Origin of the sequence: Xanthomarina sp., assembly GCF_035306705.1 — a bacterium.
GTDB lineage: Bacteria > Bacteroidota > Bacteroidia > Flavobacteriales > Flavobacteriaceae > Xanthomarina.
Genome location: NZ_DATGNO010000073.1, coordinates 1 through 19,091, shown reverse-complemented (window position 1 = coordinate 19,091; position 19,091 = coordinate 1). Strand labels below are relative to the sequence as shown.

14 protein-coding genes and 1 tRNA gene are annotated in these 19,091 nt (G+C 35.3%); 11 read left to right on the top strand and 4 right to left on the bottom strand.

Annotation, left to right across the window (positions count from 1 at the left end):
• The first annotated feature begins 329 nt into the window (after positions 1–329).
• Complete coding sequence (locus VKY47_RS06010; RefSeq protein ID WP_324311213.1) at positions 330–1,259, top strand: isoaspartyl peptidase/L-asparaginase family protein; 930 nt, start codon at positions 330–332, stop codon at positions 1,257–1,259.
• 224 nt (positions 1,260–1,483) lie between these two features.
• On the opposite strand, the gene VKY47_RS06005 is transcribed toward VKY47_RS06010, so the two are convergent.
• Positions 1,484–2,350, bottom strand: coding sequence for a cyanophycinase (locus VKY47_RS06005; RefSeq protein WP_324311211.1), 867 nt, complete (start codon positions 2,348–2,350; stop codon positions 1,484–1,486).
• 119 nt (positions 2,351–2,469) lie between these two features.
• Between VKY47_RS06005 and VKY47_RS06000 the strand changes: the two genes are divergently transcribed.
• From VKY47_RS06000 to VKY47_RS05970, 7 genes are all read left to right on the top strand, one after another.
• A complete protein-coding gene (locus VKY47_RS06000; RefSeq protein ID WP_324311209.1) occupies positions 2,470–2,898 on the top strand; it encodes an META domain-containing protein in 429 nt (142 codons plus the stop codon).
• Positions 2,895–3,713: an META domain-containing protein gene (locus VKY47_RS05995; RefSeq protein ID WP_324311207.1), complete on the top strand. Its 819-nt coding sequence runs from the start codon at positions 2,895–2,897 to the stop codon at positions 3,711–3,713. Before VKY47_RS06000 ends, VKY47_RS05995 begins: the two co-directional genes overlap by 4 nt.
• 18 nt (positions 3,714–3,731) lie before the next feature.
• Entirely contained in the window at positions 3,732–4,244 is a 513-nt protein-coding gene (locus tag VKY47_RS05990; protein WP_324311206.1) for a hypothetical protein, read from the top strand.
• 495 nt (positions 4,245–4,739) lie between these two features.
• A complete protein-coding gene (gene cphA, locus VKY47_RS05985; protein ID WP_324311204.1) occupies positions 4,740–7,379 on the top strand; it encodes a cyanophycin synthetase in 2,640 nt (879 codons plus the stop codon).
• A gap of 8 nt (positions 7,380–7,387) precedes the next feature.
• Complete coding sequence (locus VKY47_RS05980; protein ID WP_324311202.1) at positions 7,388–8,797, top strand: aldehyde dehydrogenase family protein; 1,410 nt, start codon at positions 7,388–7,390, stop codon at positions 8,795–8,797.
• Positions 8,798–8,968: 171 nt separating this feature from the next.
• Complete coding sequence (locus VKY47_RS05975) at positions 8,969–10,198, top strand: metallophosphoesterase (protein ID WP_324311201.1); 1,230 nt, start codon at positions 8,969–8,971, stop codon at positions 10,196–10,198.
• Positions 10,199–10,338: 140 nt separating this feature from the next.
• On the top strand, positions 10,339–10,635 hold the full coding sequence (locus tag VKY47_RS05970) for a thioredoxin family protein (protein ID WP_324311199.1): 297 nt from the start codon (positions 10,339–10,341) through the stop codon (positions 10,633–10,635).
• On the opposite strand, the gene VKY47_RS05965 is transcribed toward VKY47_RS05970, so the two are convergent.
• Positions 10,632–11,348, bottom strand: coding sequence for a polysaccharide deacetylase family protein (locus tag VKY47_RS05965; protein WP_324311198.1), 717 nt, complete (start codon positions 11,346–11,348; stop codon positions 10,632–10,634). The genes VKY47_RS05970 and VKY47_RS05965 overlap by 4 nt on opposite strands.
• 3 nt (positions 11,349–11,351) lie before the next feature.
• Positions 11,352–14,669: a DUF2723 domain-containing protein gene (locus tag VKY47_RS05960; protein ID WP_324311197.1), complete on the bottom strand. Its 3,318-nt coding sequence runs from the start codon at positions 14,667–14,669 to the stop codon at positions 11,352–11,354.
• A 151-nt stretch (positions 14,670–14,820) separates the two neighbouring features.
• On the opposite strand from VKY47_RS05960, the gene VKY47_RS05955 reads away from it, so the two are divergent.
• Positions 14,821–14,893: transfer RNA gene (locus tag VKY47_RS05955), tRNA-Gln, on the top strand.
• 171 nt (positions 14,894–15,064) lie between these two features.
• On the opposite strand, the gene VKY47_RS05950 is transcribed toward VKY47_RS05955, so the two are convergent.
• On the bottom strand, positions 15,065–15,889 hold the full coding sequence (locus VKY47_RS05950) for a universal stress protein (protein WP_324311196.1): 825 nt from the start codon (positions 15,887–15,889) through the stop codon (positions 15,065–15,067).
• Between the two features lie 124 nt (positions 15,890–16,013).
• Here VKY47_RS05950 and VKY47_RS05945 point away from each other — a divergent pair, with 124 nt between their 5' ends.
• Together VKY47_RS05945 and rimP are read left to right on the top strand one after the other, a co-directional pair.
• The gene (locus VKY47_RS05945) at positions 16,014–18,419 is read left to right on the top strand and encodes a hypothetical protein (protein WP_324311195.1); all 2,406 of its coding nucleotides are present in this window, start codon (positions 16,014–16,016) and stop codon (positions 18,417–18,419) included.
• Positions 18,420–18,527: 108 nt separating this feature from the next.
• The gene (gene rimP / locus VKY47_RS05940) at positions 18,528–18,989 is read left to right on the top strand and encodes a ribosome assembly cofactor RimP (RefSeq protein ID WP_324311194.1); all 462 of its coding nucleotides are present in this window, start codon (positions 18,528–18,530) and stop codon (positions 18,987–18,989) included.
• Positions 18,990–19,091 lie beyond the last annotated feature (102 nt).

Below are 19,091 nucleotides of genomic sequence, written 5' to 3'. Positions count from 1 at the left end.
CTCCATAGATACTCCATGGATAGTGTATGGAGGCAAGCGTTTTTTCCTACAATAGAAACGCCTTAGGTTCACCAATTACCACTTGGCGTCTTTGCGCCTTTGCGAGAAAACTTTAAACCGACCTCTGGACGAATAACGTCTTTACGTCTAGCATAACAAATTCCATATGTCTTTAAGAATCGATAGAACTATTTTAGGACAAATGGGACTATCGTAAATAGTCCATTGATAGTCCATGTGGATATTACAGGTGATTTTTCGTCTTTTTAAAACAGAGAGCTGCTTGTTTTCAAATGCAAAACGTATATTTGAAACTCAAAATATTAGCAATGAAAACATTTTCGATAGCCATTCATGGTGGCGCTGGAACTTTGGTAAAAGGAATGATGACTCCAGAACTGGAAACACAATACAAACAAGCTTTAAAAAAAGCTTTGGATAAAGGGTATTCGGTTTTAGAAAAGGGAGGTTCTGCTGTCGACGCCGTTGAAGAAGCTGTGAAAATTCTTGAGGATTCTCATTTGTTTAATGCTGGAAAGGGCGCTGTATTTACAGCTACAGAATCCCATGAAATGGACGCCTGCATTATGGATGGAAAAACCTTAAATGCAGGAGCTGTTTCTCTAATTACCGGGATTAAAAATCCGGTGAGTTTAGCCAGGGATGTCATGGAAAAGAGTGAACATGTTTTTTTGGCTGGAGAAGGCGCCATGCAATTTGCTAAAGAACTAAATTACAAATTAGAAGACCCTTCATATTTCTATGATGAGTTTAGACACAAACAATGGTTGGAAATAAAAGATACAGATAGTTTTCAGTTAGATCATGCCAAAAAGAAAGATTCTAAATTTGGAACGGTTGGAGCCGTAGCCTGCGATCAAAACGGGAATATTGCTGCAGCTACTTCAACAGGAGGAATGACCAATAAAAAATGGGGACGTGTAGGCGATTCGCCCATGGTTGGAGCCGGGAATTATGCCAATAATAAAACCTGTGCCATTTCGTGTACCGGAAGTGGCGAGTTTTTTATTCGTGGCGTGGTAGCTTATGATGTCGCTTGCTTAATGGAGCACAAAGGCATGTCTGTTACTGATGCTTCAAAGGAAGTTATAAACAAACGCATTCTTGAATTAGGTGGAGATGGCGGCTTGGTAGCTATAGATGCCAAAGGGAATATAGCCATGCCATTTAATACCGAAGGGATGTATCGGGCTTCTAAATCTTCAAACGGGAGAGAGGAAATATCTATTTATAAGTAAGGACGTTAAGTTGTTTGCTGTTTGGATGTCAAGGCGAGTCTCATCAAGAAAACTAATTCATCATGAAATCTCTTCGTAATAAAGAACAGAATCCCATTAATAAATTCGTGTTAGTTAGTGAAATTCGTGTCTCAAAGTTAATCCTCATCAAGGAAATTAAATCTCCGTGAATCTCAGTGCAAACTCTGCGAATCTCCGGGTAATAACCTCTAAAATGAAAGTCTCTAAATAAAATCAGCCTCAATAGGCAATACACCAACTCTTCTTTCAGTAATATAATATCTATCCCCGTTAGAAAGCACATGTACTGTTAAATTGGCAATCGTCATAGGTGTACCATCATCAAGAACTTTTTCGTTGTTGTGGGTAATTTTACTGCCATCAAAAACAATTACCATTCCAGAACCTATCACCAAACATTTACCGTTCTTAATAATCATTCCGGTGTCTTCGGCCAATCCAAAACCAAGAAGATTAGGGAATTTTGCTACGGCTTCAGACACACGTCCAAATCTTCCACGTTGAATAAAATGGGTATCTATAATTAGCTCAGGAACAAATCCCAAACCTTTGTACATGGTAACTGCACCTTTTGAAAAAGCATCGGTAGCGCTACCTCCAGCAATCATTTCTTTGGTCATGGCCATAGCGCCAGCACTCGTGCCAGCAATAACAAAACCAACTTCGTTTTGATAACGATCTAACATGATTTTATGAATGGTGGTGCCTCCAATTTTATTGGTTATTTTCGATTGATCGCCACCCGAAAACATGATACAATTAGCTTCTTTTATTAAATCTATGGACCTTTTTTCTTCAGATTGCTCTCTGTTTCTAATGTCTAAAACAGTCACATTCTTACAGCCTAACGCACGAAAGGCAGATAGGTAATTTTCTCCTACTTCATCAGGAATGCTAGATGCTGTAGGAATAACTACAATATGGGCATCTTTTCCACCAGCTTGTTCCTTTACGTGGTATAAAATACCTTCATGAATAAACTCAAGAGTGTGTTTTTCACTTTCGTTTTTTCCTTTATCTTCATTGCCACCTATGGGGATTAGGGTGCCTTTAATTTCAGATTGACTCATAGTGTGCTATCAATTTTATCCTGCAAAAATAAACTTATTTGTGTGAAAAAATCAAATTATCAATTTTATTGCTAACTTTTAACCTTCCTTAGAGGGAAACTTCATAGACAATTTATATTATGAAAATACAATTCATCTTATTCGTTCTTAGCCTTGGCTTTATTACGGCATGTGCTCCTCAAAAGGAAATAACCACCAAGGACCAGTTGTATGCTATCACGTGGCAATTGGAATATATGTCTGGACCGCGTATTGCTTTTGAAGGACTTTTTCCCGATAAAAAACCAGAAATCACATTCAATAAAACGACTTCAGAAGTAACTGGAAATAACAGTTGTAATGGGTATTCTGCTAAATACACCTTGAACGGCAAATCCATTTCCTTTGGCGAGCCAGGCCCGTCAACTATGATGTATTGTGGTGAGGGCGAACCACAATTTCTGGCCATGATAAAAAAGATCAATGGATATAGTTTTGATGCAAATGGAAAACTGAACCTGATGATTAATGAAGTCACAATGTTGCGCTTCAAAAAATTACAAAAATGATAAGAGTCAAATATATTTCTCTTATAGCAGGCATTCTCATGGTTTTTGCATGTAATAACTCCAATAAAAAAAAGGAAAACATACAAAACAACAATTCAGAAATCATGAAACAATCAGACGTGATTAATTCCGAAATATCAAAAGTTAAATTCGCTCATACCAACTCCAATTACTTTAGTGCAAGTGGAACGGAACCTTTCTGGAATTTAGAAATTAACGAAGAACGCGTGGTTTTTAAAACACCATCAGATTCTCTTAAGGTGCCACATGTCGAACCCATTATGGCACAGGGTTTCAATGTAAAACGTTATGATATTGAAACAGAATCCAACAAAATTACCATTCAAATTTCGCAAACAGAATGCACCAATGCCATGTCTGGAAAAGTATCTCCCTATTCCGTAACTATAGAATATAAAAAAGTTACAGAAACAGAAGTTGAAAAACTTGAAGGCTGTGGCCACTATATTACAGATTATCGTCTTCACGATATCTGGGTGCTCGAAACTTTAAATGGCAAGAAGATAACCCAAGAGGATTTTAGCAATGAATTTCCTTCCATTGAAATCTATTCCGCTGAAAATAAATTCATGGGTTTTGCAGGTTGCAACCAAATGAACGGCAGGCTTTTCTTTGAAAATGGATTGCTTAGGTTTACCAACGTGGCCACTACAAAAATGCTTTGCGAACCTAACAATAAAGAAGCTGAATTTTTAAAAGCTTTGCAAAGTAGTACAACCTATACCATTGAAAACAACAGATTGACCCTGTCCAATCCTTCAGGGATTTTAACTATATTTAAAAAAATTGATTAACACTAAAACACTAAAATTATGTCACATTCAATTTCTAACCATTCGTATCTAATTTCTTCTAACAAAAAATTAATCTTGCTATTATTCGTTGCAGTGGCTTTTTTAAACTGTAAAAACAAGGAAGAAAAACCTGATGAAGTTATTATAGAGGAATCCTTTGAAGAGGAAGTTGTATTGGAGCCAACCCTTGAAAAAGGCTGTTATCTGTACAATGAAAATGGTAGTATGATCAACTTGGACATTAAAAAATCTGACAACCCAATAGAGGGCAATTTAACCTATGCACTGGCCGAAAAAGACAAAAACACCGGCACGTTTATTGGGGAGTTTAACGATGGTAAACTTGTTGGAATCTACACATTCCAGTCAGAAGGGAAAGAAAGTAAAAGACAGGTCGCTTTTATGCTAGAGGACAACCAATTGGTGGAAGGTTATGGAGAACTGAATGAAGACGGAACCATGTTCCAAGATGTAAATACAATCAATTATTCCTCAACAACACCATTGTCCAAAACAGATTGTGAACAATGAAGAGCATAATGTTTATTTGATAATGGAAAATCCTATTCAGAGTTAAAGCAATCATATTTAGATCTAACTACTCTAAGCATAAAACTCACCCTATTATTAGTTAGATGGAGCGATAACCCAAGGAACTGGAGCATATCTTCAATTTAGCGACGACAACACCAAAGTGGAAATCTTTTTTCCAATGAAAGATAAGGGCTTGGTCTTGACCAAAATCGCTGAAGGGAACTGGTCCGACAAAAATTATAAGCTGGAAAGGCTATGTGCTTCAGGAAAACGGAACAACGATATATGGCGGAGAATGATTATAAACACAACATTACTAGAAATGTTTCCTATAGAATATTGATTATTAATTTGTTAAATAAAATGTCAGTATTGGTGTTTTAAGACTAGGATTTTTAGTCCTTAACAAATCAATAGTTCTCGATTTTTTTTATAAAACATTTCTGTATATTTACGATAACTCAAAATTAATTAGTAAAACCCAAAAAATTTATGAAAATAATAGAAATAAATGCAATGAGAGGACCAAACTATTGGTCAATAAGACGTCATAAATTAATTGTCATGGTTCTCGATCTTGAGGAGATGGAAGCATTGCCATCTAATAAAATTGATGGGTTTAACGATAGATTAAAAGCCATGTTCCCAACAATGTACGAGCATCGCTGTTCGGTTGGAGAGCCTGGTGGATTTTTTCAACGTGTGGATGAAGGCACTTGGATGGGGCATATTATCGAGCACATTGCTTTGGAAATCCAGACCTTGGCTGGGATGGATGTAGGCTTCGGAAGAACTCGTGGTTATGGAGAAGAAGGCGTATACAATGTGGTTTTTGCTTATATGGAGGAGTCTGTTGGACGTTATGCGGCTGAAGTTTCTGTTAACATTTGTAAAGCTTTAATTGCTGGCGAACCTTATGATTTGACAGACGATATCCAACATATGCGCGAACTGCGTGAAGAGTCCCGATTAGGTCCTAGTACAGGCTCTATTGTGGAAGAAGCCGAATCTCGTGGTATTCCATGGATTCGTTTAAATAAATATTCGCTGTGCCAATTGGGTTATGGTGCCAATCAAAAACGTATTCAAGCTACGGTTACTAGTGAGACCAGTAGTATTGGTGTGGAATTGGCCTGCGATAAAGAGGATACAAAATTCTTATTGGAGCAAGCGGAGGTAGAAGTGCCAAAAGGCGATATAATTCGTCGCGAACGCAGTTTGGAAGACGCTTGTAATCATGTTGGCTTTCCATTGGTTATCAAGCCAGTCGATGGCAATCATGGCCGTGGCATAACAGTCGATATTCAAAATTACGACGACGCTTTGATAGCATTCCATCATGCTAAAGAAAGCTCTCGTAATGGAGCCATTATTGTAGAGAAATTTATTAAAGGTGATGATTACCGTCTTTTGGTAATTAATAACAGACTTGTAGCCGCTGCTAAACGAACTCCAGCTCATGTTATAGGAGATGGAAAGTCGACCGTTCAAGAATTAATAGACGAAGTAAATAGAGATCCGAGACGTGGATACGGTCATGAAAACGTACTCACCCAGATTACCGTTAACGAGCTTACAGAAGCCATCATTAAAGATGCTGGTTATAGCTTGGGTTCTGTAATTCCCAATGAGGAGATGCTTATTTTAAAAGATACGGCAAACCTAAGCACAGGTGGAACTGCCGAGGATGTAACAGATATTGTACATCCATCCAATATTTCTATGGCAGAGCGTATTTCAAAAATTATCGATTTAGATATTTGTGGAATTGATATTGCCACCACAGATATTTCAAAACCTTTATCAGAAACAGGTGGAGCCGTTTTAGAAGTTAATGCGGGTCCCGGATTTAGAATGCACTTGGCACCAACCAAAGGCTTGCCTAGAAATGTTGCAGGTCACGTTATTGATAAGTTATTCCCGAAAGGAGATACAGGACGAATTCCTATTATTGCCGTAACAGGAACCAATGGAAAAACCACAACTACCAGACTAATTGCCCACATGGCAAAAATGAATGGCTATCGAGTAGGTTACACAACAAGTGATGGGGTCTATATCCAAAACCGATTATTAATGACAGGCGATTGCACCGGACCAGCAAGTGCCGAATTTGTACTTAAAGATCCAACCGTAAACTTTGCCGTACTTGAAAGTGCCAGAGGTGGTCTTCTTCGAGCAGGACTCGGATTTAAAAAATGCGATATCGGTATTGTCACCAATGTGGCCGCAGATCATTTAGGATTAAAAGGAATTCATACCATCGAGCAATTGGCAAAAGTAAAAGGTGTCATTCCAGAAACAGTTTTACCTAGTGGCTATGCTATTTTAAATGCGGATGATGACCTAGTTTACGATATGAGACGTGCCGTGGAGTGCAATGTGGCTTTGTTCTCTATGGACGAAAATAATCCTAGAATTAAAGCACTTCAACGTATTGGAGGAATCACAGCTGTTTACGAAAATGGGTATGTAACTATTTGTAGAGGGGAATGGAAAATGCGCATAATGAAAGCCGAAAACATTCCGTTAACTTATGGTGGGAAAGCAAAATTCATGATTCAAAATGTCTTGCCAGCCATTTTAGCAGCAAACATTCAAGGTTTTAGTATTGAAGATATGAAAGCAGCTCTAGAAACCTTTATTCCATCGGCATCGCAAACTCCTGGGAGATTGAATATGTTTAAATTTGAAAATTTCACCATCCTTTTAGATTATGCGCATAATCCAGCAGGAATGTTGGCGCTTAAAAAGTTTACAGACGAATTGGACGCTACAGTTAAAGTAGGAATTATAGCAGGAGTAGGGGATAGACGTGAAGAAGATACCAACCAAATAGGAAGCATTGCTGCCGAAATGTTTGACGAGATTATTATTCGCCAGGACAAGCGACTTCGGGGAAGAACTGAGGAAGATCTTATTAATATGCTTCACGATGGAATTAAAATGGTAAATCCGAATAAGAAAACAACGATCATTCCTTCAGAAAAAGAAGCCATTACCTATGCTGTTAAAAATGCCGTAAAAGGTTCGCTAATTATTTTGTGTAGCGATGTTATTCCTGATGCTTTGGCATTGGTTCAAAGGTTTAAGGAACAAGAGTCTAGAGGAGAATTAATGAGTGCAGATTAACTATAAAAATGATTGATACCAAGAATATATATTCTGAATTATTTGATAAGCAAAAAGCCAATCAGTTTGTTGTTGGAAATAGCTCGTATAATGAACGAATTGAAAAGTTGAAGCGTTTAAAACACGCCATAGAAAACACGTATAAACAAGATATTAGGGAGGCACTTTATGAGGATTTTAAAAAACCCCATCTAGAAACAGATCTCACTGAAATTTACCCAGTAATAAACGAAATTAATTTTGTTAGGAAGAATTTAAAGTCTTGGCTAAAAAAACAATGGGTAGATACCCCCTTGGCTTTGCTAGGAAGTAGTTCTTTTATTATGAACGAACCCAAAGGGGTGTGCTTGATTATTTCACCATGGAATTATCCAATTAATCTTACTTTCGGGCCCTTGGTTTCAGCTATTGCAGCTGGGAATACGGTAATTATAAAGCCTTCGGAAATGACGCCAAACACGTCCAAATTGATGGCGAAAATAGTGTCAGAACTATTTGAAGAAAGCGAAATTGCCTTGGTTGAAGGCGAGGTTGAGGTCTCGCAGGAATTATTGAAACTCCCCTTCAATCATATTTTCTTTACTGGGTCTCCTGCTGTTGGAAAGATCGTCATGAAAGCAGCTTCAGAGCATTTAACTTCTGTGACTTTGGAATTGGGAGGAAAATCGCCAACCATTATAGACGACGCTTCACATTTGGAAAAAACGGTTAAGAAAATTGTTTATGGAAAATTCACCAATGCCGGGCAAACCTGTATTGCTCCAGATTATGTATTATTGAAATCGAATTTGAAGTCGAAATTTATTGAAATATTCAAAGCGAAGGTTTTAGAGTTTTATTCAGAAAACACTGAAAATTCAGAATCATATTGCAGAATTGTAAATCGGAAACATTTTGAGCGTTTGGTTTCACATATTGAAGACGCCAAATCAAATAAAAGCACCATAGCTTCAGGAGGAACATACAATGCCACGGATAATTTTATAGAACCAACCTTGGTTTTTAATAGTCCAGAAGACTCCAAATTAATGCAAGAGGAAATCTTCGGACCTATTTTACCACTTATAACCTACGAAACTATTGAGGAGGCTGTTGCCTATGTCAATTCCAGGGAAAAACCTTTGGCACTTTATATTTTCAGCAAAAACAATAAGGTAATTGATTTTGTGCTTAAAAATACGCGAGCGGGAAGCACTTGTGTAAACCATAATTTATTGCAATTTTTAAATCATAATTTACCATTTGGTGGCTCTAATAATAGTGGAATTGGAAATAGCCATGGCTATTTTGGTTTTTTGGAATTCATCAATCAGCGTTCTGTTTTGAAACAACACACCTTGGGCGCAGTCGATTTATTAACACCGCCTTATACTAATTGGAAACAAAGACTTGTCGATTTAACTATTAAATGGTTTTAGATACACTTTCAGTCTTATAAAACTTGGATGGTTTCATATAAAATGGAATCTAAATACTTGACAATAAAGGCTTTACTTTAACTTAATTCAAATCTTAACAGATGGTTAAAGTTTTTATTAACTTAATGACTGTGAATCTATTCTGTTATCTTTGTGTAAATTTTAGAAACATTGCGTTGGATACTTTTTATAATAGCTTATATTTTTTTTGTGGTTTACGGCTATCAGGCAATAAAAACCCTTACTAAAAACAGGTGGTTCTATTTTGCTTTTATAGTAATTGGCTTCGTAGTAGTAGGGAACTTCTTGTTTCAATTTGTTGGGGCATCCAGTGGTCGTGTCCTGTCTCCACCTAAAAATCAAGCCTTCGGACTTTTATTGGCTTTTATGTCTTTTGGTTTAGTCCTTGTACCTATTTTATTCAGCGAAGATATTGTTAGATTTATGGCGGGTTTATACCATAAGTTTTCTCCTTCTAAAAGAAATTTCCATGTTCCATCTCGTAGAAAATTTGTAAGTCAGATGGCACTTGGTTTAGCTGCTATCCCATTTTCTTCGTTGTTGTATGGTATGTATAAAGGAAAATATAACTTCCGCGTTTTATCATATAAGTTGTATTTCGACGATTTACCTGCTGCATTTGATGGTTATAGAATCACCCAATTAAGCGACATTCATTCAGGTAGTTTTGATGATAGAGAGAAAATAGAATATGCTGTAGATCTGGTCAACCAACAGAAATCTGATGCGATATTCTTCACAGGTGATTTGGTGAACAATAGGTCGTCTGAAATGATTCCATGGATGGATGTGTTTGGAAAATTAAAAGCAAAAGATGGGAAATATGCCGTACTTGGAAATCATGATTATGGCGATTATGTAGATTGGGATACGGAAGAAGATAAGCAGAACAACCTAGAGGAATTAAAGCAAATCCAAAAAGATATAGGCTTCGATCTTCTTTTAAATGACAGTCGTTTTATTGAAAAAGATGGGGAACGTATTGCATTGGTGGGTGTTGAAAATTGGGGCAGAGGCCAGTTTATTAAAGCCGGAGATTTAAAGAAGGCTGCAGAGAAAATTGACAAAAACGACTTTAAAATTTTAATGAGCCATGATCCATCACATTGGGAAGACGTGGTTATAGACGACGACTATAAATATCAGTTAACCTTAAGTGGACATACCCACGGCATGCAATTTGGCATAGAAATTCCAGGATGGGTAAAATGGAGCCCGATAAAATGGCGTTATAAATATTGGGCCGGAATTTATAAGGAAATGGATCAATATATTAACGTAAACAGAGGATTTGGTTTTCTAGGTTACCCAGGTCGCGTAGGTATTTGGCCAGAAATTACTGTTATAGAACTTAAAAAAGGTAAGATCTTACCTAATTAATTTTGCTATTTTCTAAACCCAATACGTCCTATTTTTATATTTCAACAGAGGTTGAACATACTATTTATAAGCCATCTATACAAATTATGAAAAAAATACGTAGGTTTGTATATAATCATTTGACTTAAAACTTTAAAAGTATGTCAAAATTTGGGGAACTTATAGACGTAGATATTCCTGTATTACTCGACTTCTTTACCGAATGGAATGATCAATCTGTAGCCATGCATCCTGTATTAAGAGATGTGGCTGCTGCTTTAGGAGATAAGGCCAAAGTTATAAAAATTGATGTGGATAAGAATAAGGAATTGGCTGAAGCTCTTAGAGTAAAAGGCTTGCCTACATTGATTATTTATAAGAATGGCGAAATGAAATGGCGTCATAGTGGCGAAAAGGATGCCAATACCTTAATTGGGATTATCCAAGAATACGTTTAATTAGTTATCAGGCCAGCATCTAATGCTTTAAAACGATATCCTTTTTTACTAAAATATTCCAATACGCGAGGTAAAGCATATTGCATGTTTTCTGAAGCTTTTACGCTGTCGTGAAAAACCACGATACTTCCGTTTTTAGCATTCTTAATCACATTTTTTAGAGCTTTCTCTTTCGATGTTTTTTCACTCCAATCTATAGCTAAAACACTCCACATAATAATTTTGTAGCCCAAAGCCATTAATTCTTGTCCTTGTTTTTTTGTTATTTGTCCATAAGGCGGACGAAAGAGCTTGTTGATTTTTGATTGTTGGTTTTTTGTTGTTGACTTGCTTAAGGCTGCCTTTTCGTTAAGAGTGGGTTGTTTAAGTTGAAAGTCAATGATGTCTTGGGCTCGTTTTACATTCTTTAAATAGGCTTTTGCTGAAGATCTCCAGCCTTTTGGATGACTGTAGGAATGATTTCCAATGGCATGACCATTTTCTACGGTCCTTAAAAAAATGTCTGGATGCTTTTCTACATTGTTTCCAATACAGAAAAAAGTAGCTTTAGCTTGATACTGATCTAAAACATCTAAAGTCCAAGGGGTTATTTCGGGTGTTGGCCCATCATCAAAAGTGAGATATATAACCTGCTCCTCTGTTGGCATATTCCAAATGTATTTTGGAAATAAGCGTATTATCAACAGAGGGAGCTTGGCTGGAATAAATTCCATGGTTTAATTGTTGTTTAAGTCAAGTAGTAAACTATCTAATTCCTGTTCTTGTACTCTGTCCATTTCAGGTCGAGGTCCAGATTCTGTTTCAACCCCTTCATAGAAATGACTAAATAGGTTTAAATAGTTTGTAAACACTTTGGCTTGTTCTGTATAAAAATCCTTATCGTATTCTTGTAAAACATTCAAGATGCCTTTGTAACGTTCTATATCAGTTAAAATATCTTCAAGCAATTTGTATTGGTTCTCAACCTTCAGTTTGCTGTAATAAATTAAGTTTTCTTGATATTTTTTAGAAACATCCATAAAAAGCTTTTCCGCTTTGTCTTCAGAATCTACTTCGTAGTAAATACCAATGTATGGTTCCAATAAAGTGTAGTATCCAAAAAATTCAACAGGCATGTTTTTCATAGCAATATCTGCTATTTCTTCGGCCTTTGTTAATTTATTCTCTATGATAAGTTGTTCAGCCAAACGCGCTAAATTTCCTCTATAGGTAATGGAGTTTTTTCGGGTTTCCACATCGTGATAAATATCTGGGCTGCCACTATTTCCCCAATTCCATGCAACAACTTTATCATACATTAACTCGCTGTCCACGCGACCCATATCAAACGGGTTGGCTCTGTTAACTGGAGTTTTTATTGGTACTAATTTGTAGCACATGCCATCTAGTTGTAGGTAATCCTTCATCCAGATATAATCTTCGTTTCCAAAAGCACCACCTGTAAAGTAGATAGGACGCTTCCAATCGTTATTGGCAATAATGTCCAACATTAACAAACGATTTTTAAAAATGGCATTATCCGTAATTTTCACATCTAAATAATCCACCATTTTATCCGCATCTTTTTCCTTAACAATACCATATTTCAAGGCGTTTTCCTTATTAACTGGCACGCGAATATTTTCAACTGGAAAATAATTGGAGTTTACTAATTGCGATGGATAGAAGTTGGCATCTTCTCCTTGTTGTTCTAAAATATATCTGAATTTGGTTCTCGGATTATCACTCGAAACAAAGTTCATAAAATCCTTAATATCCATAGTGTCCTTAGAGATTTCCCTTTTCATGATATAATCTCTGGTTCCATACTTGTATTGAGCATGTGTTAACTGCGATGGAATAGGGTCGCTTTCATAAGCTTTACGTTTCATTTGGTCTATATACCAATCTGTTTGGAATAAGCTAGTATTTATAATACGAACGTCGGTTCTATAGCCTTCAATTTCTTGGGCATACCAAAGGGCAAACGTATCGTTATCGCCAATGGTAAATAAAATAGCGTTTTCAGCACAGGAATCCAAGTACATTTTTGCCATGGCTCTAGCTGTATATTTTCCAGACCTGTCGTGGTCGTCCCAATTGTTGGCAGCTAAAATGCCAGGAACTAAAACAAGACAAACGAGGCTAATTACCGGAGCTAAAAATTTGGACACCGTATATTTTCTTAAAATATCGAAAATGGCATACACCCCAAACCCAATCCAGATGGCAAACACGTAAAAGGAACCAACCACCGAGTAATCTCGTTCTCTTGGCTCAAACGGCCTTACGTTGGTGTAGAACTGAATAGCTATTCCTGTAAATAGGAAAAACACCAGCATGGTCCAAAAGGTTTTTTTGTCTTTATTAAACAAAAAGAAAATACCAAAAAGTCCAAGGATTAAAGGTAAAAAATAATAGGTGTTTCTGCCTTTATTATTTTTCACATCGCTAGGTAAATGGTCTTGTGAAAAGCCTAAATGCCATTCATCTATAGGTTTTATGCCACTTAACCAATTTCCATGATTGTCATATCTACCTTGTATATCGTCTTGTTTTCCAACAAAATTCCATAAAAAGTATCTCCAGTACATATAGCCTAACTGGTATTCCAACAAATAGGAGATATTGCTTCCTAGAGAGGGTTTTGTAACCGTAATATATTGACCAAATTGCTTTAAAAACGCATGGTAATCTTCATAATCTACCAAGCCTTTCTCGACATCGTTTTTAAATTCTAAAACTGTTGTGCGTAATTCGTTTTCCATTTGGAATTCAGGTTTTAATCTAAAATCCAAATACCCAGAAAAAAGCATGTAATTAACGGCATTATCTTGACTCCACATACGTGGAAGAATGGAAGCATGTTCGTGATTGTAGTTTTGCTTGGCGTTTTTCCAATCGTTAATTATAACATATTTTCCTGTTTTATAATCTTTCTCGTAATTGGGTTTGTCGTCAATATAAGGTTCGTTTTCGTCTAAGCCAGCATATTGATCAGTAAACAAAGGCCCATAAAACAAGTGTGTTTCTGGGTATTGTTCTAAATTGTAATAGGCAAGAAGCTCTCTGGCATCTGATGGATTGTTTTCGTTAACCACCACATTGGCGTTGGCACGAATTGGTAACATGAGCCAAGAAGAGAACCCGATAAAAATAAACAGCAAACACAGAATTCCTGTATTTATATGTTTGTAATTTTTTTGATGTGTATATTTTATTCCGAAATAGAAAGCTGCAATAACAAGAAGTCCAGCAATAGCAGTTCCAGAATTAAATGGTAAGCCTACAGAATTCACAAAAAATATTTCGAAAGCACTAAAGAATTTTAAGGCATTTGGTAATAACAACTTAAAGATGAACAATAAAATAGCGGCCGAAACAACATTGGCAATAATAAAATTCTTTACAGTAACCGTTTTATAATTTTTGAAAAAGTAGATCAATCCAATGGCAGGAATGGTTAAAAGTCCCATAAAATGCACCCCAAACGAAAGTCCGATAATAAATGAAATAAGAATAAGCCATTTATTACCACGAGGTTTATCCATGTCTTGTTCCCAACGTAGGCCTAAATAAAATAACACGGCCATAATTAAAGTGGCCATGGCATAAACTTCAGTTTCTACGGCATTAAACCAAAACGAATCTGTAAAAGCAAAAGCTAAACTTCCTACAAAAGCACTTCCAAGGACAGCCATTTTTTTACTTTGGGTAAATTCTCCATGCATTTTCACCAATTTGGTTAACAATAAAGAAATAGTCCAAAACATAAAGAGAATAGTAAAGGCACTGGAAACAGCGCTCATTAAATTCATTACCAAACCAATTTGGCTAGGCTCCATGGCAAACATAGAAAAGAAGGCGCCAAACATTTGAAAAAGTGGCGCTCCAGGAGGATGACCTACCTGTAATTTGGAAGAGGTTAAAATGTACTCGCCAGCATCCCAAAAGCTTACCGTTGGTTCTACTGTTAAGCTATATGTTATTAATGCAATTAAAAAGGAAACCCAACCCAATAGGTTATTCCATTTTTTAAAGCTAAAATGTTTCATAGATTCTATGTTGGTTAACGAGGCGAATTTAACAATAAATATGTTATCTGAAATGTTTTTAAGGAAACGTTAAGTAATAATAAAAATTTTTATTTGAAAAATGCTTGCGCAAATCAAAGTTTGTTTTAAATTTGCAAACTCAAATGCACTATGGCCTATGGTGTAACTGGCAACACGTCTGGTTTTGGTCCAGAAGAGTCTAGGTTCGAGCCCTAGTAGGCCAACAGTTAAGTTGAAATCCCAATCATTTATTTGATTGGGATTTTTTGTTTTAATAAGTTTTAAGAACAGATCGAGACCTTTCCGAACATGAATTATCTGTAATATTGATCTACCAATAAATAAAAAGAGCCTTTCAGTTTAGTTTGAAAGGCTCTTTTTATTTCTAATAGATATTATATTTTAAAGGTAATTACTGGTCTTTTCGAATGATTTACCAAGTCCTCACTAATGCTGCCGTTTAAAAAGTGGGCAATTCCTTGTCTGCCATGGGTGCTTATTCCTATTAAATCGGCATTAATAATATGGGAGAAATTTAAAATTCCCTGCTCGACATTTTCGTCATTAAAAATATTAATGGTGTAATTTTTATAGTCATAACCGGCTATAAAATCCATGATCCGGGCATTTGCCTTGGTAGTAGTTGTAAAGTTACTGGCCGTATTAACCATTAACAAATGTAATTTGGCATGAAAAATTTTGGCTAACTCCGAGGCTTGTCTATATGTTTCTTTGCTGTCCATCTTAAAATCCGATGCAAAAACAATATCGTGAAGCGCAAAATTCTTGTGTTCATTTTTTATGACTAGAACAGGCACATCCGATGTTCTTACCACTTTTTCAGTATTGGAACCAATAAACATTTCTTTAAAACCGCTAGCTCCATGAGATCCCATGACTATTAAATCGACGCCTTTCTCCTTGGCAATTTTCGAAATTCCAGAAAATGTTTGGTTAAAATCCACAGTGTCGTGTACCTTGATACCTTCTAAATAATCTCTTGTCAAAACATCTTTGAATTTTTTATTTGCCAATTTCATGAAAAACATGGCTTCAGGTAATTCACTTTGTTGGCTTAAAGCATCAATTTGAGTTAATGGAAGTTCTAATAAGTGAATTAGAAATATTTCCCCATCATATCTTTTAGCTAATTGCGCAGCTACTTTTAAAGCGTTTTCTGCTTCTTTGGAGAAATCTGTGGGTACGAGAATTTTTTTCATGATTGGCATTTAGTTGGTTAATAAAGGTTTTCTTAAAAATATGAAAAAATAACTATATTTACGTGCTCATCATGTGAATTGTTTTTGTAAATTGAATATTTTATGGTAAAAATCTAATTTTTTTATGAAATATCTCTACGTATTATCAATATGTTTTATATGCTCTTTAGGCTTCTCTCAGGATGATTTAATAAAAGAGGCAACTAATTTTCTAGAGTCCAATAAGGTTTTTAAAAACCACCCAAAAGAAAAATTCTTTTTGCATACTAATAAAACCACTTATTTTGCTGGCGAACATATAATGTATAAGGCTTATGTGGTAGACGATTTTACAAATGTGCCAAGTAGTAATACAACCAATCTTCATTTTAGTATCTATGATTATAACGGGAAATTAATTAGGCATCAATTGATTTTTGTTGAAAATGGTCTTGTAAATGGAAGTGTAGAATTGGAAAAGGATTTGAAATCCGGTTCTTATTATTTAGTATTAGACACAAACTATAATGCGAGTTTTGATAGAAAAAATATCAGCCAAATTCAAGTTCTAAATTTACTCGATAAAAATATAATTACTGTTGCCGAAAAGGAATTAGTAGACGATATCCAAATTGAAGAGAGTAAAGGGGTTCAAGTCGAGTTTTATCCAGAGAGTAATGTCTTGCTTTCTAGAGCGAATAACAACTTATATTATAAAATTTCTTTAAACGAAATGCCGTTTGAAGCTAAAGGAGAATTAGTAAAATCTTTTAATGACGAAGTTGTTGGGGAATTTTCTTCAAATAAGAGGGGATTAGGTTTTGTTAATTTCGATTATTATCCAGATAGGGAATATTATTTTAAAATCCGTCACAATCAAAACACGTATAAAATTAACATTCCAATAGCTCAAAAGGAAGGGTTTATTATACATCACGATTTCAGTAAACCAATCTCTAAGGAAATAAGTTTTACAGTCAGAATAAATAATGACACGGCTGGTAAAAATGACAATGAAACTATTCTAGCGGTTATTCACAGAGATAATGTATGTAAATCTGTAATTCCTTTTAAAATTGACAAAGACGTCAATAATTATTTGTTAAGTATAAATTCAGAAAGCCTTTATAATGGGGTAAATGTTATTTCGCTGTTTAACAAACAAAACGAGGCCTTGTCAAGTAGATACTTCTTTTACGATAAAAAGAAGAATATTGAATTAAGTATAGAGAAGTTTAATGAAACCAAAGACTCCCTTACACTCGATTTAAAAATGCTTAATAGCTATATAATGGCAAATACTAGTGTTTCCATCTTGCCAAAGGAAAATATTGTAAATAATAATTCACAAACAATATACAAGGCATTTTTAATTTCGCCTTATGTTTCCATTACTAGCAACTCCTTAGAATTTGATCTAGCTTTACAAACTGCAAATCTAGTAAGTGATGTTTCGGAGGCTAGTAAAAATGTGCAATTAAGAAATGCGGAAAATGGGATTTCCATCTCTGGGGAAGTGAAAACAAATATTACTAATTTATCTGGCTATAGTGTCTTATTAACCTCTAAGGAAAACGGTTTCGCCTTGCTTAGCGATATAGAAAACAACAAATTTGTGTTTAATAATTTACTGTTATATCATCCTTCTAAATATGAATTGGCTCTTTTAAACTCGGTAAATATGATGGTTGATGCAGACTTTCAAGTAGAAGAGCAAAAATTAGATTTCCCTGCAGACTCTATACTAGATTTAACTCAAGTAGCATTGAAGCATGAACCAATTGTTGCTAATAGTCAGTATAATTTTGTGATTGAAGGAGAAGAATTAAATGAGGTTGTGCTAACCGGTAAAAAGAGAAAAGAAGAGGTGGTGAACGAATTTCCTGACTTTGGAATCATTGACGAACCAGGGGAACTAGGTAATGGCTTTACAAGAAGAAAAACAAAAGATAAAATAGAGTGTAATGGATGTACCCTTTTTGATTATCTAGACCAATTTTCAGAACTTAAAACATTAAGAAAATATCCAGATGGTTTCCATGTATATTTTAAAAGTAGAGGATTTAATACAGTTTATGGGTCTATTGATGCTTTACTTATTGTTAATGGAATTCCGTCAAGCTTATCTGTGATGGCAGATATTATGGCAGACGATGTAAAAGCAGTTAAACTTAATAGATCTGGAGCAGGTTATGGGTTTCAAGGATCAAATGGAGTTATCTTAGTAGAATTGAAAAAAGTAGAGGATTATCTGGATACAGATTTAAATGAAGGAAACCCAAAAGATTTAAAATTATTTTCCACTAATACAACCTTTGGTTTTACTAAATCTAATGACATAATTGAAGCAGATAACTTAATTTTTAATAGTCAAAACTCCAGAGAAAAATATAGTATCATTGATTGGATTCCTAATTTTACGTTAAAACCCAATAGCTCCAACCTTATCAAAATACCTAAAGAAAGCTACACGGCTTTAAAGCTAATAATCAACGGTATAAATGATCAAGGCGACATGGTGTCTGAGGAAGTTAATATTTCATTTAATTAGTAAAGTGTCTTACTTGCATTGTTTTTAAATAAAAAATTGTATATTTGCACCGTTGTAAGAATTAAGAGATATGAGGGGACGTGAAGTCCCCTCTTTTTATACCAAGAAATGTTTAGAACAACTGTCGAAAATTTATTAAAGGATGGCCTAGAAGAAAAACAGCATTTGTTTTTAATAGACCTTTCAATTTCAGAGGATAACAGTATTAAAGTTGTAATTGACGGAGATACTGGAGTAACCGTGGAAGACTGCATGTATATCAGTCGTGCCATAGAGCATAATTTGGATAGAGAAGAACAAGATTTTTCTTTAGAAGTTGCTTCAGCTGGAGCAACAGCGCCTTTGAAAAATAAAAGACAGTTTAAGAAAAATGTGGGAAGAACTTTAGAGTTAAAAACTAACGATAAAGAAATAGAAGTAGATCTTATAGACGCAACAGACAATCATATTATTGTACAGTGGAAATCTAGAGAACCAAAACCAGTAGGTAAGGGGAAAGTAACAGTACAAAATAAGGCAGAAATAGCCTACGAAGATATAGTTGAAGCAAAAGTTATGATAAAATTTTAATTCAGAAAAGATATGGAAAATCTTGCGTTAATTGAATCGTTTTCAGAATTCAAAGACGACAAATTAATTGATCGTGTAACGTTAATGGCGATTCTTGAAGAT